Genomic DNA, 19,370 nt, shown 5'->3' on the forward strand with positions numbered 1-19,370 from the left:
TCAGAAGCCCAGCTTGCCGAGCTGCTTGGGGTCACGCTGCCAGTCCTTGGCCACCTTGACGTGCAGGTCCAGGTACACGCGGGCGCCGAGCAGGGCCTCGATCCCGCGGCGCGCCTGGCTGCCGACGTCCCGCAGCCGCGCCCCGCCCTTGCCGATGATGATGGCCTTCTGGCTGTCCCGTTCCACGAACAGGTGCACCCGCACGTCCAGCATCGGCACGCCGTTCGCCGCCGGCTCGGCGCGCGCCACGATCTCGTCGACGACCACCGCGAGCGAGTGCGGCAGCTCGTCCCGGACGCCCTCGAGCGCGGCCTCCCGGACCAGCTCCGCGACCATGACGGCCTCGGGCTCGTCGGTCAGCTCGCCCTCCGCGTACAGGGGGGTGCCCTCCGGCAGGTGCCCGATCAGCACGTTCTCCAGCACGTCGACGTTGTAGCCCGAGGTGGCCGAGACGGGCACGATGTCGGCCCACTCCCCCAGTCCTTGCACGGCCATCAGGTGCTCGGCGAGCTTCCCCTTGCCGACCAGGTCCGCCTTGGTGACCACGGCGATCACGGGGGTCCCGCGGCCGTCGCGGGCCAGCTCGCTCATCTGCTCAGCGATGAACCGGTCGCCCGGACCCACCCGCTGGTCGGCGGGCAGGCAGAACCCGACCACGTCGACCTCGGTGAGCGTGTCCTTGACCAGGGCGTTCAGCCGCTCGCCCAGGAGCGTGCGCGGCCGGTGCAGGCCGGGGGTGTCGACCAGGATCAGCTGCGCGTCGGGGCGGTGCACGATGCCGCGGATGGTGTGCCGCGTGGTCTGCGGGCGCCCGGACGTGATGGCGACCTTCTGCCCGACCAGCGCGTTGGTCAGCGTCGACTTGCCGGCGTTGGGCCGGCCGACGAAGCAGGCGAACCCTGACCGGAACGTGTGGGAGGTGGTCATCATCGGGAGGCTCCGTGGGTCGTGTCGTTCGAGGCGGGGGTGTCGGCGTCGACCATGCTGACCAGGACGGTGGCGAGGCGACGACGCCGGCCCTCGACCCGCTCGGCGACGAGGTGCAGTCCGTGGATGTCTCCGGCGGAGCCGGGCAGCGGCACCTTGCCGAGCGCCTTGGCCAGCAGCCCGCCCGCGGTGTCGACGTCCTCGTCGTCCACCTCGAGGCCGAACAGCTCGCCCAGCTCGTCCCGGCCGAGCCGGGCGGGGACGCGGAACACGCCGTGGCCGAGGTCCTCGACGACGGGCGCCGTCGGGTCGTGCTCGTCGGTCAGCTCGCCGACGATCTCCTCGAGCGCGTCCTCGATGGTGACCAGGCCGGCGATGCCGCCGTACTCGTCGACCACCATCGCCATGTGCGACGTCCCGTCCTGGAGCTCGCGGAGCAGCTCGTCGACCGGCTTCGACTCGGGCACGAACACCGCCGGACGCGCCAGGGAGGAGGCCGGGGCATTCAGCATCGCCTCCTGCTCGCGTCGGTCCGACCCGCCGGCGGGCCCGATCGGCAGGCGGCCGACGACGTCCTTGAGGTACAGCACACCGCGCAGGTCGTCCACGGAGTCGCCCACCAGGGGCACGCGCGAGTAGCCCGAGCGCAGCAGGAGCGCGAGGGCCTTGCGCAACGGGGTGTCCTCGGAGGCCGTCACCATGTCCGTCCGCGGCACCATGACCTCGCGCGTGAGGGTGTCTCCGAGCTCGAGCACCGAGCGGAACATCTCCCGCTCCTCGTCCTCGATCACGTCCGACTCGCTCACGCGCTGCACCATGTCCCGCAGCTCGTCCTCGTCCTGTTCGGCCGACCCGGCGGCGGGGCGACCGACCGCACCGAGCCGACCGGCCACCGCGGTGACCGCCACCAGGACCCGCGACAGCGAGGTGAGCGCGGTGACCGGGTGCCGACGGCCGAACGTGCGCGGGCTGGCCCGGACCAGCAGGAAGGCGATGACGCCGGAGACGGCGACGGTCACGAGCAGGACGGCCCACCACGCGAGACCCGCCGACGCGACGACCAGGGTGAGGCAGACGGTCGCGGTCATCTCGGCCACGAGCCGGACGAACGCCGCCGCGGAGGCTACCCGCGCGGGGTGCTCAGCCAGGGCGCGCACCCGGTGGGCGGCGGGGTGCCGGTCTGCCAGGAGCTCGGTCACGGCGGCGCGCGAGATGCGCATCACGGCCACCTCGCCCGCGGACAGCACGGCCGCGGTGGCGATGCCCAGCACCGCGACGAGGATCAGGAGCGCAACGGGGATGTCCGTCATCGGGACGCCAGGAACGTCAGCAGCAGCCGACGCTGGAGGGCGAACATCTCCTTCTCCTCCTCCGGTTCCGCGTGGTCGTAGCCGAGCAGGTGCAGGATCCCGTGCGTGGTGAGCAGCAGCAGCTCCTCCGCCGTCGAGTGCCCCGCCGTGCGCGCCTGCTGTGCTGCGACCTCGGGGCAGAGCACGACGTCACCCAGGAGTCCGGCAGGGGTCGGGTCGCCCTCCCGCCCGGGCCGCAGCTCGTCCATGGGGAAGGACAGCACGTCCGTGGGGCCGGGCTCGTCCATCCACTTGACGTGCAGGTCCGTCATGACGTCGGTCCCGACCAGCAGGATCGACACGTCCGTCTGCGGGTGCACGTGCATCTCGTCGAGCACGTAGCGGGCGAGCGCCGCGAACTCCGCCTCGTCGACGTCGTACCCGGACTCGTTGTTGACCTCGACGCTCACGGCCGCCTCAGCTCCTGTCCCAGCGCGCGTACGCGTCGATGATGTCGCTGACCAGGCGGTGCCGGACCACGTCGGAGGAGGTCAGTCGGCAGAACGACACGTCGTCCACACCTGCCAGGATCTGCTCGACCACCCGCAGCCCGGACGTCTGCGAGGACGGCAGGTCGACCTGCGTGATGTCCCCGGTGACCACGACCTTGGAGCCGAAGCCGAGCCGCGTGAGGAACATCTTCATCTGCTCCACCGAGGTGTTCTGCGCCTCGTCGAGGATGATGAACGCGTCGTTCAGCGTGCGCCCGCGCATGTAGGCCAGCGGGGCCACCTCGATGGTCCCCGCCTCCATCAGCCGCGGGATGGACTCGGCGTCCACCATGTCGTGCAGCGCGTCGTACAGGGGGCGCAGATACGGGTCGATCTTGTCCGAGAGGCTGCCGGGCAGGAACCCGAGCCGCTCCCCCGCCTCGACCGCCGGCCGCGTCAGCACGATCCGCTGGACCTTGCGGTCCTGGAGCGCCTGCACGGCCTTGGCCATGGCCAGGTACGTCTTGCCGGTGCCCGCCGGCCCGATGCCGAACGTCACGGTGTGCCGGTCGATCGCGTCGACGTAGTCCTTCTGGCCCGACGTCTTGGCGCGGATGGTCCGGCCGCGGCCGGTGAGGATGTTGAACGACAGGACGTCTGCGGGGCGGGCGGCCGACGCGGCCGTGAGCATGGCGACCGAGCGCGTCACGACGTCGGGGGTGAGCGGGGTGCCGCCTGCCGCCATCTCGACCAGCTCGTCGACCAGGCGCGACACCAGGGCCACGTCGCCGACCGGGCCGGCGAGGCGCACCTCGTTGCCGCGCACGTGGATGTCGACGGCGGTGAACCCGGACTCGATGGTGCGCAGGACCTCGTCGCGAAGTCCGAGCAGCTCGACCATCGAGACCTCGGAGGGGACGCTGATCCGGTGCTCGACGCGCGCGGGTGCGCCGGAGGTGCGCGCTGCGGATGTGGACTCGACCATGTGCTCGGCGTGCGCCGTGCGCTCCTTCGCTCAGATGCCCTCAGGGACGGTGTGCGTGCTCAGTCTACGAGGCTGCGCCCAGGGGAATCCCGCGCAGCGCGTGGATCAGCTCCAGCGCCCGAGCCGCTCCGCCAGCAGGGCCAGCGCGACCGGCCCGGCGGTCGACGTCCGCAGCACGTGCGGACCGAGGCGCACCGCCCGTGCGCCGGCCTCCACCAGACGGCCCAGCTCCCCGTCGCCGATGCCGCCTTCGGGACCCACGACCACCAGGCACTCGCCGGCGCCGGGGAGCGACGTCGCGGCGATCGGCTCGGTGGCCTCCTCGTGCAGGACCAGCACCACGCCCCCGGCCGCGATGACCCCGGCGACCCGGTCGACCAGTCCGCGCCCGTCGAGCGCGACCTCCACGTCGGGCACCCGCGCCCGCCGCGACTGCTTCGCCGCCGCCCGGACCGTGCCCAGCCAGCGGGCCCGGCTCTTCGCCGCACGCTCGCCGCGCCACACCACGATCGACCGCTCGGCCTGCCACGGCACCACGGCGTCGACGCCGACCTCGGTGGCCGCCTCGATCGCCATCTCGTCCCGGTCCCCCTTGGCCAGGGCCTGGACGAGCACCAGCGCGACGGACGGCTCAGGTTCGACGACGCGGCGCTGCACGTTCACGAGCACGCCGTCGGACGTCACGGTGCCGACCGTCCCGACGAGCCGCACGCCGGCGCCGTCGACGACGTCGACGCGCTCGCCCGGACCGCGCCGCTGCACGACCCCGGCGTGGCGGCCCTCGGTGCCGTCGAGCAGGTACGTGCCCCCGTCGGCCACGGCGTCCAGCGTGCCGGGCTCGGCCAGGAAGACTGGCGCGCTCATGATGCGGCCGTCGCCGTCACGCTCACCGACCGGAGAGCTTGTCGCGCAGCTTGGCGAACACGCCGGAGCTGGAGGCCGCGAGGCGTGCCTCCGGGCGCTCCTCGCCCCGCAGGGTGGCCAACCGGCGCAACAGCTCGGCCTGCTCGTCGTCCATCGCGGTGGGGACCTGCACCTCGACGTGGACGTGCAGGTCGCCGCGTCCGGGGGCGTGCAGGTGGCCGACGCCCAGGCCCTTGATCGAGACGATCTGGGACGGCTGCGTGCCGGGACGCAGGTCGACCTCCTGCGGGCCGTCCAGGGTGTCCAGCGTGAGCACGGTGCCCAGGGCGGCCGCGGTCATGGGCACCTCGAGCGTCGCGTGCAGGTCGTCGCCGCGCCGCACGAACGTGTCGTGCTTGCGCTCGCGCACCTCGAGGTAGACGTCTCCGGCCGGACCGCCGGCCGGGCCGACCTCGCCCTGACCGGTGAGCTTGATCCGGGTGCCGGTGTCGACGCCCGCGGGCACGTCCACGGACAGGGTCCGGCGCGAGCGGACGCGGCCCTCGCCGGAGCACTCGGTGCACGGCTCGGGGATGACGGTGCCGAAGCCGTGGCACGCCGCGCAGGGCTGGGTGGTCATGACCTGGCCCAGGAACGAGCGCGCGACGCGCTGCACGGAGCCCCGGCCACCGCAGACCTCGCAGGTGCGGGGCGACGTGCCGGGGCGGCAGCACGACCCGCTGCACGTCGGGCACACGACCGCCGTGTCCACCGGCACGTCGCGGTGCACGCCGAACGTCACCTCGGCGAGGTCGAGGTCGAGGCGCACGAGGGCGTCCTGCCCGCGGCGGGCGCGCGGGATCGGGCCCCGCTGCGCCGCCGCGCCCGTGGCGGCGCCGAAGAACGTCTCGAAGATGTCCTGGAAGCCGAACCCGCCGCCCATGCCGCCCCCGGGCGACGACGGGTCGCCACCGAGGTCGTAGGCGCGGCGCTTCTCGGGGTTGCCGAGCACGTCGTAGGCGCGCGAGACGTCCTTGAACGTGTCCTCGGAGCCGGCACCGTCCCCCGCGACGTCAGGGTGGTGCTCGCGGGCGAGCTTGCGGTAGGCCTTCTTGATCTGCTCCGGCGTCGCGTCGCGCGGCACGCCGAGGATCTCGTAGTAGTCGGTCACAGCAGGCTCTGCTCGCTTCCAGGTGTCTCTGGGGAGGTGTCAGGACAGGTCGTCGGACGGGTCATTGGGCGAGGATGCGCGTCAGGTAGCGGGCCACCGCGCGGACCGCCGACATGGTGCCGGGATAGTCCATCCGCAGCGGTCCGATCGAGCCGATGCGCGCCACCGAGCCGCCGCCCTCGTCGCCGTAGCCGGTGGTCACGAAGCTCGTCTCGAACAGCCCGTCGTGCTGGGTCTCACGGCCGATGCGCACCGCGACCGCGGCGGAGTCCTCCGCCATCTCGGAGAGCAGCCGCAGGAGCACCACCTGCTCCTCGAGCGCCTCGAGGACGGGGCCGATGGCACGGACGTCGGAGCTGCCGACGCGCGCGAGGTTGGCCGTGCCGGCCAGCACCACCCGCTCCTCGGACTCCTGCGCCAGCGTCTCCTCGAGCACCGCGACGACGGCGTTGACCAGCACCTGGTCCGCAGGTGCGAACGCGTCCGTCAGCTCGCCCAGCGCGACCGGCAGCTCGGACAGCCGCCGCCCGGCGGCGCTGACGTTCAGGCGCGACCGCAGCCGTGCCACGACGGTCTCGTCCAGGTCCGCGCCCAGCTCCAGCGTGCGCTGCTCCACCCGGCCGGTGTCGGTGATGAGGACCACCAGCAGGTGTCGCGAGCCGACCGGCACGAGCTCCACGTGCCGCAGGGCCGAGCGCCGCAGCGACGGGTACTGCACCACGGCGACCTGGTGCGTCAGCTGGGCGATGAGGCGCACCGCGCGGTCCACGACGTCGTCCAGGTCCTGCGCGTTCTCCAGGAACGTGCCGATGGCCCGGCGCTCGGGGCTGGACAGCGGCTTCACGGTCGACAGCTGGTCGACGAACAACCGGTAGCCCTTGTCCGTCGGCACCCGGCCGGCCGAGGTGTGCGGCTGGGCGATGTACCCACCCTCCTCGAGCGCGGCCATGTCGTTGCGGATGGTCGCGGGCGAGACGCCCAGTGAGTGCCGCTCGACGAGCGCGCGCGAGCCGACCGGCTCCTTGGTGGCGACGTAGTCCTCGACGATCGCGCGCAGCACGTCCAGCCGTCGGTCCTCGCTCATGTCGCCTCCTCCGCCGTCGCTCGAGCAGTCCGTGAGTAGCACTCGCCGCACAGGAGTGCCAATGCTACGCCGGGGGCGCGACACTCACGGGGCGGCGTCCGGTGATGGCGCGACGGCGCCCCCTAGGCTGCCCGGGTGAACGAGGACCGCTACGGCTCGGACGTGCTCGGGAGCTCCGGCTCGACCCACCACCGGCCAGCCCGCACCAGCCGCCCGCAGCCCGCCGAGACCGGCCTCGTCGTCGAGGAGGTCACCACGGGGTGGGTCGGTGCCGTCGTGCGGGTCGAGAAGTCGGGTGGCCAGCACGTCGTCGTCCTCGAGGACCGGCGTGGCCGCACGCGGACGTTCCCGCTGGGCCGGGGCTTCTGGCTCGACGGCGAGCCCGTGGCCCTGACCGCCCCGGTCCGCGCCCCCGCGCCGGCCAGGCCCACGCGCACGGCCTCGGGGTCCGTCGCCGTGCACGACGCGCGTGCCCGGGTGGCCCGCGGCAGCCGGATCTGGGTCGAGGGCAAGCACGACGCCGAGCTGGTGGAGAAGGTGTGGGGCGACGACCTGCGCCTGGAGGGCGTGGTCGTCGAGCTGCTCGACGGCGTCGACAACCTCGCCGACGCCCTCCGCGACTTCGCCCCGGAGCCCGGCCGCCGGGTCGGTGTCCTCGTGGACCACCTCGTCGCCGGGTCGAAGGAGAGCCGGATCGCTGCCGACGCCGTCCGCGGTCACCCGACCGGGACGGTCCTGGTGCTCGGGCACCCCTACGTCGACGTGTGGCAGGCCGTCCGCCCCGAGCGCATCGGGCTCTCCGCGTGGCCTGTCATCGAGCGCGGCACCGAGTGGAAGCACGGCATCCTGCGCGAGCTCGGCTGGCCCGCCGACGACCAGGCCGACGTGGCCCGTGCCTGGCAGCGCGTCCTGCGCTCCGTGCGCAGCTACGCCGACCTGGAGCCGAGCCTGCTGGGCCGCGTCGAGGAGCTCATCGACTTCGTCACGGCATGACGGTGCCCGGCCGACCAGGGGTCGGCCGGGCACCGCGCCCACGAGTGCTCAGGCCGCGATCGGGTCCCCGAGCAGCCGCTTGAACAGGAACGCCGTCGCGAGCAGCACGACCGGCACCGCCACGAGCAGGCCGATGCCGCACGCGATCGCGCCGGCGATGAAGATCGCGATGCTGAGCAGGTAGAACAGGATCGTCGTCGACAGGTTGGCCGTGACCAGCTGGTAGCTGGCCTTCATGGCGTCGACCGGCGCCAGGTGCTTGTCGATGACGAACCAGAAGGTGAACAGCAGCAGGAAGTTCACCGCCAGCGCGATCAGCCCGCCGAAGAACGGGACGACGTTGAGCACCGCGTTCACCAGCGCGAGGATCAGCGCGGTGAGGATCACCGGCCCCGGCTCGACGATCTTGAAGAAGTCTCCGAACGTGAGCTGCCGCCCCTCGGTGACGTCCAGCGCCGCCCGGATGAAGGCCGCCTGGATGAGGTACCCGGCGATCGCGGCCACGGCGGAGAACACGAAGGTCCCCAGCGAGAACCCGAGCTGGAGTCCCGCGGACATGTCGCCGTCCGGGTAGAACAGCGCACCGAAGCCGCCGAAGATGGCGCCGACGATGGACAGCACGATGATGAAGGCGACGAACCACACCAGCGCGGCCAGGACGAACAGGCCGCCCGACTGCGTGAACTTCTTCCAGCCGTACGAGTAGGCCTCACCGATGGGCGACGCCTGCACCGGTGCCCCGTAGCCGCCCGCGGGTGCCGGGTAGGCGCCCGGAGCCGGCGGGCCGTAGCCGCCGGGGGGCGGCGGAGGCGGGTAGCCGCCCGGCGCGGGCTGGCCGTACGGCGACGACTGCGGCGGGTAACCGGCCGGCGGCTGGCCGTAGGCCGGAGCCGGGGGCGCTGCGGGGGGTTGCCCGTACGCGGGCGCGGGGGGCGCCGGCGGTACCGGCGGAGCCGGCGGCACGGGCGGAGCCGCGGGAGCCGGGTCGGGCACGGGCGGCGCGACGGGGTCCGGCGCCGTCGGCGGCTCAGCCGCCTTCGCGGGCTCGTCGTCGCGCGGCGGGGTACCGCCGGGGTTCTCGCTCATGCGTGGCCTCCCTGGTCACAGGGCGATCGTCGCCCAGGCGGTCAGCGAACCGGGGCCGGAGGGCGCCTGTCAAGGAACCGGGCCTTCCGGGCACGTCGGCGAGTCGGGAGACCGCCCGGCGCAGGGGTGCGCGCGTCTGTAGGCTGCGCGTGCCGTCACGCCGACGACCACCGACGAGGAGTGCGCCACGATGTCGTACGAGCCCTACCAGAGCCCGCCCCCGAGCGGTGCCGACCAGGACCGCACGTGGGCGATGCTGGCGCACCTCGGCGGCATCCTGGCGTACGTCTGGGCCGGCTGGATCCCCGCCCTGGTGATCTGGCTGGTCCACCGGGACAAGGGCGGCCCAGCGGCGCCGGAGGCCCGGGTGGCACTCAACTTCCAGCTCACCATCCTGATCGGACTGATCATCTGCCGGGTCGTGGAGTCGATCCCCGTGATCGGCGTGGTCGGCTGGCTGGGCATCATCGCGCTGAGCATCGTCAGTCTGGTCCTGAGCATCCTGGCGGCGCTCGCGGTCCAGCGCGGCGGCTCGTACCGGTACCCGTTCAGCCTGGAGCTGGTGCGCTGACCGCTCAGCCCGCGAGCGTGCGGACCACCGCGTCCGCCAGCAGCCGGCCTCGCCGGGTGAGCACCAGGCGCCGACCGCCGACCGCCTCGTGCCCGTCGACCAGCCCGTCGGCGACGAGCCCCGCCACGGACGGGCGCGCCTCCCGCGGCAGGGCGTCGAGCGGCAGACCGGCGGCGAGGCGGACGCCGAGCATCAGCCGCTCCAGCACCGCACCGTCGCCCGTGACGATCTCCCGCCCGGCGGCGGGGCTCAGCCCGCGGTCCAGCCGGTCGGCGTACGCGCGCGGGTGCTTGACGTTCCACCAGCGCACCCCGCCGACGTGGCTGTGCGCGCCGGGGCCGATCCCCCACCAGTCGTCGCCGCGCCAGTACGACAGGTTGTGCCGGCACGCGTCGGCGGGCGTCCGCGCCCAGTTGCTCACCTCGTACCAGCGCAGCCCGGCGGCCTCGAGCAGGTCGTCGGCCAGCTCGTACTTGGCCGCCTGGTCGTCGCCGTCGGGCAGCTCCAGCTCGCCGCGGCGGACCTGGACGGCCATGCGCGTGCCCGCCTCGACCACGAGGGCGTACGCGGACACGTGGTCGACGCCGGTCGCGAGCGCCGCCTCGACGCTGGTGCGCCAGTCGTCGAGGGACTCCCCCGGGGTGCCGTAGATCAGGTCGAGCGAGACCGCCAGGCCGGCGTCCTTCGCCCAGCGCACGACGTCGGGGATGCGACGAGGATCGTGCGTGCGGTCGAGCGTGGCCAGCACGTGCGGCACAGCGGACTGCATCCCGAAGGACACGCGCGTGAACCCGGCGTCGGCCAGGGCGGCGAGCGACTCGGGCGTGACCGAGTCCGGGTTGGCCTCGGTGGTGACCTCGACATCCTCGGCCAGTCCCCATGCGTCCCGGACGCCGCCGAGCATGCGCGACAGGTCCGGCACCGACAGGACGGTCGGGGTACCGCCGCCGACGAACACGGTGCTGACGGGCCGGGGCGGCAGGTTCGCCATCACGGTCGCCGCGAGCGCGATCTCCTTCAGGGCCGTGTCCGCGTAGGCATGCTGGCTCGCTCCGCCGCCCAGCTCCGTCACGGTGTAGGTGTTGAAGTCGCAGTAGCCGCAGCGCACGGTGCAGAAGGGCACGTGCAGGTAGACGGCGAAGGCGCGCCCGTCGGCACCCTCGATCGCCGACGCCGGCAGTGCCCCGTCGTCGGGTGCCACGTCTCCCTCGGGGAGAGCGGGACTCACTTCTTCTTCGCGTCCTTGCCGCCGGCCGACCCCGCGGGCTCGCTGGACAGCGCGGCGATGAAGGCCTCCTGCGGCACGTCGACCCGGCCGATCGTCTTCATGCGCTTCTTGCCCTCCTTCTGCTTCTCCAGGAGCTTGCGCTTGCGGGTGATGTCGCCGCCGTAGCACTTGGCCAGGACGTCCTTGCGGATGGCCCGGATGGTCTCGCGCGCGATGATCCGGGCGCCGATGGCGGCCTGGATGGGCACCTCGAACTGCTGGCGCGGGATGAGGTCCTTGAGCTTGGCCGTCATCATCACGCCGTACGCGTAGGCCTTGTCCTTGTGCACGATCGCGCTGAACGCGTCGACCGTCTCGCCCTGGAGCAGGATGTCGACCTTCACCAGGTCCGCCACCTGGTCGCCGATGCGCTCGTAGTCGAGGCTGGCGTACCCGCGCGTCTTGGACTTCAGCTGGTCGAAGAAGTCGAACACGATCTCCGCCATGGGCAGGACGTAGCGCAGCTCGACCCGGTCCTCGGACAGGTAGTCCATCCCCTGGAGCTCGCCGCGCTTGGTCTGGCAGAGCTCCATGATCGCGCCGATGAACTCGGCCGGGGACAGGATCGTCGCCTTGACCATCGGCTCGTTCACGTCGCCGATCTTGCCGGCCGGGAACTCGCTGGGGTTGGTGACGACGACCACGCTCTTGTCCTCGAGCGTGACCTCGTAGACGACGTTCGGCGCGGTCGAGATGAGGTCCAGGTCGAACTCGCGCTCGAGGCGCTCGCGCACGATCTCCAGGTGCAGGAGGCCGAGGAAGCCGACGCGGAACCCGAACCCGAGCGCCACCGACGTCTCGGGCTCGTAGTTGAGCGCGGCGTCGTTGAGCTTCAGCTTGTCCAGCGCGTCGCGCAGGATCGGGTAGTCCGTCCCGTCGATCGGGTAGAGCCCGGAGAACACCATCGGCTTGGGGTCGGAGTAGCCGCCGAGCGCCGTGGCTGCGGGCTTGCTCGCGTTCGTGACCGTGTCGCCCACCTTCGACTGGCGGACGTCCTTCACGCCGGTGATCAGGTAGCCCACCTCGCCGACGCCCAGTCCCTTGGTGGGCACCGGCTCCGGCGAGATGACGCCGATCTCGAGCAACTCGTGCGTGGCGCGCGTCGACATCATGACGATCTTCTCGCGCGGGTTGAGGTTGCCGTCGATCACGCGGACGTACGTGACGACGCCGCGGTAGGTGTCGTAGACCGAGTCGAAGATCATCGCGCGGGCCGGGGCGTCGGCGTCCCCGGTGGGCGGCGGGACCAGCTCGACGATGCGGTCCAGCAGCTCGACGACGCCCGCGCCGGTCTTGCCGGACACCCGCAGGCAGTCCTCGGGCTCGCCGCCGATGAGGCGGGCCAGCTCCTCGGCGTACCGCTCGGGCTGAGCAGCGGGCAGATCGATCTTGTTGAGCACCGGGATGATCGTCAGGTCGTTCTCGAGCGCCAGGTACAGGTTGGCCAGCGTCTGGGCCTCGATGCCCTGCGCGGCGTCGACCAGCAGCACGGCGCCCTCGCACGCGGCCAGCGACCGGGACACCTCGTACGTGAAGTCGACGTGCCCGGGGGTGTCGATCATGTTGAGCGCGAAGGCGTCCTCGCCCACGCCCCAGGGCATGCGCACGGCCTGCGACTTGATGGTGATGCCGCGCTCGCGCTCGATGTCCATCCGGTCCAGGTACTGCGCGCGCATGGCCCGGGAGTCGACGACGCCCGTCAGCTGGAGCATGCGGTCGGCCAGCGTGGACTTGCCGTGGTCGATGTGCGCGATGATGCAGAAGTTGCGCAGCAGCTCGGGCGCCGTCGCGGCGGGCTGGATGCGCGACGCGGGGACTGCACTCGGGATCGGGGACAAGCGGACTGCTCCTGGCGCTGGAGTCGGGCGGCGCGCGCGTGTGGCGCCTTCCCGACGGACGGTGACCGGTGCCAGCCTGTCGGCTGTCGGTGGTCGGTCCCACCATGGTCCCATGACGACGACCCGCAGCTCTCCCGACCTGCTCGAGGTGCTCGGCGGGCTGCAGGGCGACTTCCTCGCGACCATCCCCCAGGTCGACCCCACCACCCGTGTGCCGTGGTGCGGCCGCTGGCGGGTCACGGACCTCGTCGTCCACCTGGCCCGGATCCACCACTGGGCGGCGGGGCAGGCACGTCGGAGGCAGGAGGTCCCCCTCGGGCGGGGGCCGTTCGTGCTCGAGGACCTCTACGCCACCTGCGCCGCCGAGCTGAGGGACACCCTGGCCGAGCTCGCCCCGGACGCGCGGGCGTGGACGCTTGACGGGGACGGGACGGCATCGTTCTGGCACCGCCGCCAGACGCACGAGACCCTGGTCCACCTGTGGGACCTGCGCACCGCGGGCGGTATGGACCTGACGGTGCCGCCGTGGCTCTGGGCCGACACCGTCGACGAGGTGGTCACCGTCATGCAGCCGCGCCAGGAGCGGATGGGACGGATGGAACCGCTGCCCGCTCCGATCCGCCTGGTCGCGCGCGACGCCGACCGGACGTGGCTGCTCGGCGCGACGTCCGGACCCGACCCGGTCGCCACGGTGCGGGGACCCGCCGACGCCCTGGCACTGCTGCTGTGGGGCCGGGCGACGCCCGACGACCCTCGCCTCACCGTCGAAGGAGACGCCGCCGCCCTGTCGGACGCGCTCGGCCGACGGCTGACCCCGTGACGCTCAGGCCTCGCGCGTGATCTGCACCTGGACCTCGGCATCCTGCGTGCCCGCACCGGCGTAGATCCCCCGCAGGGGCGGCACGTCGTCGTACGACCGGCCGCGCGCGAGCACGACGTGGTGGTCCCCGGCGATCACCCGGTTGGTCACGTCGAAGGCGAACCACTCGCCCACCCACCACTCGACCCAGGCGTGCGAGTCGCCGAGCACGGTCGAACCCACGGGCGCGGCGGAGTCCGGGTGCAGGTACCCCGAGACGTACCGGGCCGGGATGCCGACCGACCGCAGGGCGCCGGCGACCAGGTGCGCGATGTCCTGGCACACCCCCGCCCGCGCGGTCCACGCCTCCGTCGCGGGGGTGTGCACCGTGGTGACCCCCGGGATGTACTCCATCTCGTCGCGCAGCGCGGCGGACACCGCCAGCGCCGCCTCGGCGGGCTCCAGGTCCCCCGCTACCCGTCGCGCGATCTCGATCACGTCGTCGGGCGGTGCCGTCGTCCGCGTGTCCGACAGGAACTCGGCCAGCCGGTCGCGCAGCTCGGCGCTGCGCAGCGTGTCCCAGCCGACCGGGCTGCGCAGCGGACCTCGCTCGGCCACCTCCACCAGGTGCTCCGCGGTGACGACCATCGACTCGTGCGGCGTCAGCACCTCGAAGGCCGTGACGGCGCTCCCCCAGTAGTCGCGGTACTCGAACCAGCCGGTGTGCGGCTGCACGTCGATCTTCGTCTCCAGCACCGTCTGCCCCTGCTGGGACAGCGGCGTCATCCGCGCCTCGTTGTACGACGCCAGCACCGCGCTGCCGTACCGGAACGTCGACGTGTGCACCACCCGCAGCCGGCTCACAGTGCTTCTCCCACCCAGTTGGTCGAGGACGCGCTCGGGAAGTACCGGCCGCGGATCGCGTCCGAGGCCGCGGAGCAGGCCCGCTGCACGCGTTCCATCTCCTTGGGCAGCGCGTCGAGCACCTCGATCAGCGGTCGGTACTCGAGGTTGGTGCGGACGTGGCCGATGTGCCGCCGCGCGTCGTCCACAGCCGCCCGGTCCGACGTCCCCTCCAGGTTGGCCAAGCACGCCTCCGCCTGGTTGAGCGCGAACACGATCGAGCGGGGGAACAGCCGGTCGGTCAGCAGGAACCCGGCCGCACGCTCGTCGGACGCGGCGCCGCGGTACATCCGCAGGAACGCCTCGTGCGCGCCGCAGGAGCGCAGCAGGGTGGTCCAGCTGGGGCCGGCGGAGCCGGCGAGCGCGCGCGTGGTCAGCAGTCGCGCGGTCATGTCCGCCCGTTCGATCGACCGGCCGAGCACCATGAAGTTCCACGTGTCGTCGCGCGACGTGGCCGAGTCCATGATCCCGGCGACGATCGCCGCCCGCTCCCGCACCCAGGTGAAGTAGTCGTGCGGACGCGCCGGCCGCATGTGCGACGGCAGCTGGTTCCAGGTGGCGTTGAGGCACTCCCAGAGCTCGGTCGAGATGATCTCCCGGGCGCGCCGGGCGTTCTCCCGTGCCGACACCAGGGACCCGGCGATCGACGACGGCGCGAACCGGTCGTACGCGAGCATGTCGAGCACGTACTCCCGACCGACCTCCACGTGCGCCGGCGGCGGTTCCCGGTCCATCACGGACAGCAACGACCGGCAGGCCAGGTCCTCCTCCGCCCAGGGGTCCTCGAGCAGGATCTGCACGTGCACGTCGAGCAGGCGGGCGGTGTCGTCCGCGCGCTCCACGTACCGCCCGATCCAGAACAGCGACTCCGCGATCCGGCTCAGCACGAGACACCTCCTGCGGTGGACGTCCGGCCCTGCTGCTGCTGCATCACCTGGGCACGCACGTCGTTGGGGTTGGAGTCGATGGGGACCGCCGAGTCCTGCGCGACGGCCTGCGGGAGGTCGGTCTCGCGGCGCACCGCCCGGCGCGGGACCGCGCCGCCGAGCACCCAGGTGTCCTTGGAGCCGCCACCCTGGGACGAGTTGACGACGAGCTCGCCCTCGGGGAGCGCCACCCGGGTGAGGCCGCCCGGGAGCACGAACACCGACTCGCCGTCGTTCACGGCGAACGGCCGCAGGTCGGTATGGCGGGGTCGGAGCCCGTCCTCGACCAGGGTCGGCAGCGTCGAGAGCTGCACCACGGGCTGCGCGATCCACCCCCGCGGGTCGTCGCGGAGCCGGACCCTCAGCGCGGCCAGCTCGGCCGCCGAGGCCCGCGGGCCCACCACCAGCCCCTTGCCGCCCGAGCCGTCGACCGGCTTGACCACGAGCTCGTCGAGCCGGTCCAGCACCTCCTCGAGCGCGTTGGGCTCCTCGAGCCGCCAGGTGTCGACGTTGCGCAGGATCGGCTGCTCGCTGAGGTAGTACCTGATGAGGTCCGGGACGTAGGTGTAGACGAGCTTGTCGTCGGCCACCCCGTTGCCCACGGCGTTCGCGATCGTGACGGTCCCGTTGCGCGCGCACGTCATCAGTCCGGGGCTGCCGAGGTAGGAGTCGTTGCGGAAGACGACCGGGTCGAGGTAGTCGTCGTCGACGCGTCGGTAGATGACGTCGACGCGCCGACGGCCCTGGGTGGTGCGCATCCACACGCGCCCCCCGGAGCAGAACAGGTCGCGGCCCTCCACCAGCTCGACCCCCATCATCCGGGCCAGCAGCGAGTGCTCGTAGTAGGCGCTGTTGAAGACGCCGGGCGTCAGCACGACGACGGTGGGCTCGTCCACCCCGGACGGCGCGGCGGCCATCAGGGCGGCCAGCAGCCGGCGCGGGTAGTCGGCCACCGGACGGATCCGCAGCGCCGCGAAGAGCTCGGGGAACGTCTGGGCCATCGCGCGCCGGTTCGACAGCACGTAGCTGACCCCGCTGGGCACGCGCACGTTGTCCTCCAGCACGCGCCAGCCACCGAGGCTGTCCCGGACCAGGTCGATCCCGGACACGTGCACGCGGACCCCGTTCGGCGGGTTGATGCCGCGCGCGGCGCGCAGGAAGTTCGTCGACGACACGACGACGCTGCGCGGGATCACCCCGTCGGCGATGGCGCGCTGCGGTCCGTAGACGTCCGCGAGGAAGGCCTCGAGGGCGCGCACGCGCTGCGCGACGCCGGGGGCTACGTGCTCCCACTCGTCGCCCGCGAGCACCCGTGGCACCACGTCCAGGGGGAACGGCCGTTCCTCGCCCGCGAAGTCGAAGGTGACGCCCTGCGCGAGGTACGACCGCGCCAGCGTCTCCGCGCGCGCTCGCAGCTCTCCGGCGCTCAGCTGCGCCAGCGCGCGGTGCAGGCCCTTGTAGGCCGCGCGGGAGCCGCCGTCGTCGGGGTCGATCATCTCGTCCCACGCCGTGCCGGTCGGGTAGTCGTCGAACAGGTCGGCCATGATCCGGACAGTAACCGCCCGGTGATAACGCCGCGTTTCGTGACGCACCAGCGGCGTGCGCCTGGTGCCGTCCGGCGGACCTGCGATCCGCACCGGTAGCGTCGTCCCGTGACCACCACCTCGGGCTGGAACCGCGTACGCCGAGCGCTGCGCGCCGCGGTCGCCGGTCTCACCAGCACGTCGCGCACGCCGTCCCAGGCGCCGGCCGACCGCCCCGACCCGCGCGGCTCCCTCCGTACCGAGTACGCACCGCACCTCGACGGTGACGCCGACCCGGGCGAGATCGTCTGGGCGTGGGTGCCGTACGAGGAGGACCCGAGCAAGGGCAAGGACCGCCCCGTCCTGGTCATCGGGCGCGACGGGGCGATGCTGCGAGGTCTGATGCTCACGAGCAAGGACCACTCGCGCGACGCCGCGCAGGAGGCGCGGTACGGGCGGGTCTGGATGGACATCGGCACCGGAGCGTGGGACTCGCGACGACGCCCGAGCGAGGTCCGCCTCGACCGCGTGCTCACGCTGGACGCGTCGGCGGTCCGCCGCGAGGGCGCGATCGTGGAGCGGTCGCTGTTCGACCGGGTGGCCACGGAGCTGCGCCGGACGCAGTCCAGCTAGACAGTCCGGCTGACAGTCCAGCTCGACAGTCCGGCTGGACAGCCCGGGGAACGGCCGGGTGAGGCCGATCACGAGTTCGGCGTCAGCCCTCCCGCCTGCTAACATGGGGATTCGCGTGTCCGCCCGGGTCGGCGGGCACAAGCCCAGTTCCTTTCCGCGGGTATCCCCACGCCCAAGTCCCGGAGCTGTGCGCCGCCCTCTAGACCTGTCAGATCGCTTCGGCGAACGCACACAAGAGAGTCCACACGTGGCCAACATCAAGTCCCAGATCAAGCGCATCACCACCAACGAGAAGGCGCGCCTGCGCAACAAGGCGGTGAAGTCCGAGCTCAAGACGCACATCCGTCGCGTCCGCGAGGCTGTCGCCGGTGGCAACAAGGAGGCAGCGTCGACGGCTCTCGTCGAGGCGTCGCGCAAGCTCGACAAGGCCGTCTCCAAGGGCGTCATCCACGAGAACCAGGCCGCCAACAAGAAGTCGGCGCTGGCGAAGTCGGTCGGCGCGCTCTGACCGTCCGCTGAGCTGGTCGGGACTGGTCATCGACCGGTCCTGACCGCCGGCCGGGTCGCGTCAGCGCCCCGAGCACCAGAGAACGCGAGCAACAGTGAAGGCGTCACCCCCCCTGCGGGGTGACGCCTTCACTGTTCTCCGACTCTCGATCAGGTCAGCGACCAGGTCTCCCAGGTGCTGAGCGGGATCGTGGGACGGAAGCCTGCCTCGCGCAGCGCACGGTCGTACGCCTGCGCGGCTGCCGCGCTGTCACCGTGCATCGCGTACCGGTCGCCCAGGTCACGCCACGCCGACGCCGAATGGCGGGACGCGGACATCATCCCGAGCAGGTCCGCCGCCGACTCGTACGCGCGCGCTGCACCCACCACGTCACCCCGGGCGTGCAGGGCGTCGCCGCGGGAGAGCTGCGCGAACGCCGTCTCGAGGCGCGGCGGGTCTCCCAGCCGCTCGAGCGCGGCAACGGCGAACCGCTCGGCCGCGTCGATGTCGCCGAGCAGCAGGTACGCACGCGACCGCTCGACATCCGTCCGGGACAGGTCGAGCTCGGAGCCCAGGACCGCAAGCCCGGGCGCTGCGCGCTCGATCTGGTCCAGCGCGCCGCGCGGGTCCACCGGGTCGGAGCGCAGCAGGAGCCACGCGTAGTTGAGCCGGAGCCGAGGCAGGTCGCGGTCGGCCTCGCCCTCGGACAGCAGGGCGAGGGCACGCTCCGTGTAGCGCTGGGCGAGCTCGTAGTCGCGGCGCTGCTCGGCGACGAGCGCCGCGTTCCAGTAGACGCTCCCCCGCCCGCGCGGCGTGCCGAGCGACTCGGCGAGCCGCACCAGCTCGGCGGCGCGGTGGGTGGCGTAGAGGAGGTCACCGCGCTCCACGTAGGCCCACAGGACGGTCGACGCCAGCCGCAGGTGCTCGTCGGTCCCGCTGAGGTCGGCCGACTCCAGCTCGTCGAGCGTCCGCTCGCCCACCTCGACGCTGCGGTGCAGGTCGCCGGCCTCGAGGTACGACGCCACCAGCTCGTTGGCCAGCTTCGCCGACTCCACGTGGTGCGTGCGCGCCCGCGAGTCCGCCAGGAGCGGCTCGAGGATGGCCACCGACGACTCGAGGTCGCCGAGCACCTCGAAGGCGTGCGCCAACGTGGTCAGCGCCTCGACGCGGACCGCCGGCGAGACGATCTCCAGGTCGAGCGACTCGAGCCGGCGCCTGGCCCCGGCGGCGTCGCCCTGGGTCATGTCCAGCTTGGCGTAGTCGATCTCGAGACGCGTGCGCGCCTCGTTGGGACCGTCCTCGCCGTGCTTCAGGTATTCGAGGGTCGTGCCCAGGCGTGTGGCCAGCACGGCGAGCGCGGAGTCGGTCGGTTCACGATGACCCGCCTCGATCAGGGAGATGTAGCTGGGGGAGAACGCAGACCCCGCGAGCGAGGTCTGGGACAACCCAGCAGAGATCCGGGCCTCGCGTACCCGGTCAGCAATCGTGGTCATGGAAAGTCATTGTATGTGTGACGTCCCCCGGTTGCACCACCCCCCAGCGGAGACGGCGAGT

Annotated in this window: 19 protein-coding genes; 5 read left to right on the forward strand and 14 right to left on the reverse strand. The window is 72.5% G+C overall.

Annotation, left to right across the window (positions count from 1 at the left end; genetic code table 11):
- The 7 genes from era to hrcA all read right to left on the reverse strand — a co-directional run bounded on the left by era (window position 1) and on the right by hrcA (window position 6,790).
- Window positions 1-930, reverse strand: a complete 930-nt coding sequence (gene era / locus ACO06A_RS00420; protein WP_421734205.1) for a GTPase Era — start codon at window positions 928-930, stop codon at window positions 1-3.
- Window positions 927-2,237 (reverse strand): hemolysin family protein, encoded by a 1,311-nt coding sequence (locus ACO06A_RS00425; RefSeq protein ID WP_421734206.1) that lies wholly within the window; start codon window positions 2,235-2,237, stop codon window positions 927-929. The genes era and ACO06A_RS00425 overlap by 4 nt, the downstream gene beginning before the upstream one ends.
- Entirely contained in the window at window positions 2,234-2,686 is a 453-nt protein-coding gene (gene ybeY, locus ACO06A_RS00430; RefSeq protein ID WP_370505340.1) for an rRNA maturation RNase YbeY, read from the reverse strand. The genes ACO06A_RS00425 and ybeY overlap by 4 nt, the downstream gene beginning before the upstream one ends.
- A 7-nt stretch (window positions 2,687-2,693) precedes the next feature.
- The gene (locus ACO06A_RS00435) at window positions 2,694-3,692 is read right to left on the reverse strand and encodes a PhoH family protein (RefSeq protein ID WP_175346591.1); all 999 of its coding nucleotides are present in this window, start codon (window positions 3,690-3,692) and stop codon (window positions 2,694-2,696) included.
- A gap of 105 nt (window positions 3,693-3,797) precedes the next feature.
- Window positions 3,798-4,556, reverse strand: a complete 759-nt coding sequence (locus ACO06A_RS00440; RefSeq protein ID WP_421734207.1) for a 16S rRNA (uracil(1498)-N(3))-methyltransferase — start codon at window positions 4,554-4,556, stop codon at window positions 3,798-3,800.
- 22 nt (window positions 4,557-4,578) lie between these two features.
- A complete protein-coding gene (gene dnaJ / locus ACO06A_RS00445) occupies window positions 4,579-5,706 on the reverse strand; it encodes a molecular chaperone DnaJ (RefSeq protein WP_421734208.1) in 1,128 nt (375 codons plus the stop codon).
- A 61-nt stretch (window positions 5,707-5,767) separates the two neighbouring features.
- A complete protein-coding gene (gene hrcA / locus ACO06A_RS00450) occupies window positions 5,768-6,790 on the reverse strand; it encodes a heat-inducible transcriptional repressor HrcA (protein ID WP_421734209.1) in 1,023 nt (340 codons plus the stop codon).
- Between the two features lie 135 nt (window positions 6,791-6,925).
- On the opposite strand from hrcA, the gene ACO06A_RS00455 reads away from it, so the two are divergent.
- A complete protein-coding gene (locus ACO06A_RS00455) occupies window positions 6,926-7,783 on the forward strand; it encodes a DUF3097 domain-containing protein (RefSeq protein ID WP_421734210.1) in 858 nt (285 codons plus the stop codon).
- A gap of 48 nt (window positions 7,784-7,831) precedes the next feature.
- Here the strand turns inward: ACO06A_RS00455 and ACO06A_RS00460 are convergent, their stop codons facing one another.
- Window positions 7,832-8,869 carry a hypothetical protein gene (locus tag ACO06A_RS00460; protein ID WP_421734211.1) on the reverse strand — a complete coding sequence of 346 codons (1,038 nt, stop codon included), beginning with the start codon at window positions 8,867-8,869 and terminating at the stop codon, window positions 7,832-7,834.
- Between the two features lie 190 nt (window positions 8,870-9,059).
- Here ACO06A_RS00460 and ACO06A_RS00465 point away from each other — a divergent pair, with 190 nt between their 5' ends.
- Window positions 9,060-9,440, forward strand: a complete 381-nt coding sequence (locus ACO06A_RS00465; RefSeq protein ID WP_421734212.1) for a DUF4870 domain-containing protein — start codon at window positions 9,060-9,062, stop codon at window positions 9,438-9,440.
- Between the two features lie 4 nt (window positions 9,441-9,444).
- Here ACO06A_RS00465 and hemW read toward each other — a convergent pair whose 3' ends face one another.
- Window positions 9,445-10,668: a radical SAM family heme chaperone HemW gene (hemW, locus tag ACO06A_RS00470; protein WP_421734213.1), complete on the reverse strand. Its 1,224-nt coding sequence runs from the start codon at window positions 10,666-10,668 to the stop codon at window positions 9,445-9,447.
- Window positions 10,665-12,545 carry a translation elongation factor 4 gene (gene lepA, locus ACO06A_RS00475; protein ID WP_421734214.1) on the reverse strand — a complete coding sequence of 627 codons (1,881 nt, stop codon included), beginning with the start codon at window positions 12,543-12,545 and terminating at the stop codon, window positions 10,665-10,667. Before lepA ends, hemW begins: the two co-directional genes overlap by 4 nt.
- Window positions 12,546-12,657: 112 nt before the next feature.
- Between lepA and ACO06A_RS00480 the strand changes: the two genes are divergently transcribed.
- Window positions 12,658-13,365: a maleylpyruvate isomerase family mycothiol-dependent enzyme gene (locus ACO06A_RS00480; RefSeq protein ID WP_421734215.1), complete on the forward strand. Its 708-nt coding sequence runs from the start codon at window positions 12,658-12,660 to the stop codon at window positions 13,363-13,365.
- Between the two features lie 3 nt (window positions 13,366-13,368).
- Here ACO06A_RS00480 and ACO06A_RS00485 read toward each other — a convergent pair whose 3' ends face one another.
- The 3 genes from ACO06A_RS00485 to ACO06A_RS00495 are packed head-to-tail and all read right to left on the reverse strand — an operon-like array spanning window position 13,369 to window position 16,717.
- Window positions 13,369-14,208: a transglutaminase family protein gene (locus ACO06A_RS00485; protein ID WP_421734216.1), complete on the reverse strand. Its 840-nt coding sequence runs from the start codon at window positions 14,206-14,208 to the stop codon at window positions 13,369-13,371.
- A complete protein-coding gene (locus ACO06A_RS00490; RefSeq protein WP_175346602.1) occupies window positions 14,205-15,134 on the reverse strand; it encodes an alpha-E domain-containing protein in 930 nt (309 codons plus the stop codon). Before ACO06A_RS00490 ends, ACO06A_RS00485 begins: the two co-directional genes overlap by 4 nt.
- Window positions 15,128-16,717, reverse strand: coding sequence for a circularly permuted type 2 ATP-grasp protein (locus ACO06A_RS00495; RefSeq protein ID WP_421734217.1), 1,590 nt, complete (start codon window positions 16,715-16,717; stop codon window positions 15,128-15,130). Before ACO06A_RS00495 ends, ACO06A_RS00490 begins: the two co-directional genes overlap by 7 nt.
- Before the next feature lie 108 nt (window positions 16,718-16,825).
- Between ACO06A_RS00495 and ACO06A_RS00500 the strand changes: the two genes are divergently transcribed.
- Window positions 16,826-17,329 (forward strand): type II toxin-antitoxin system PemK/MazF family toxin, encoded by a 504-nt coding sequence (locus ACO06A_RS00500; RefSeq protein WP_421734218.1) that lies wholly within the window; start codon window positions 16,826-16,828, stop codon window positions 17,327-17,329.
- A gap of 247 nt (window positions 17,330-17,576) precedes the next feature.
- Entirely contained in the window at window positions 17,577-17,837 is a 261-nt protein-coding gene (gene rpsT / locus ACO06A_RS00505; protein WP_056090174.1) for a 30S ribosomal protein S20, read from the forward strand.
- A gap of 149 nt (window positions 17,838-17,986) precedes the next feature.
- Here the strand turns inward: rpsT and ACO06A_RS00510 are convergent, their stop codons facing one another.
- Entirely contained in the window at window positions 17,987-19,309 is a 1,323-nt protein-coding gene (locus ACO06A_RS00510) for a helix-turn-helix domain-containing protein (protein WP_421734219.1), read from the reverse strand.
- Between the last annotated feature and the right edge of the window lie 61 nt (window positions 19,310-19,370).

The organism is Cellulomonas sp. (assembly GCF_965229465.1).
Taxonomy (GTDB): Bacteria; Actinomycetota; Actinomycetes; order Actinomycetales; family Cellulomonadaceae; genus Cellulomonas.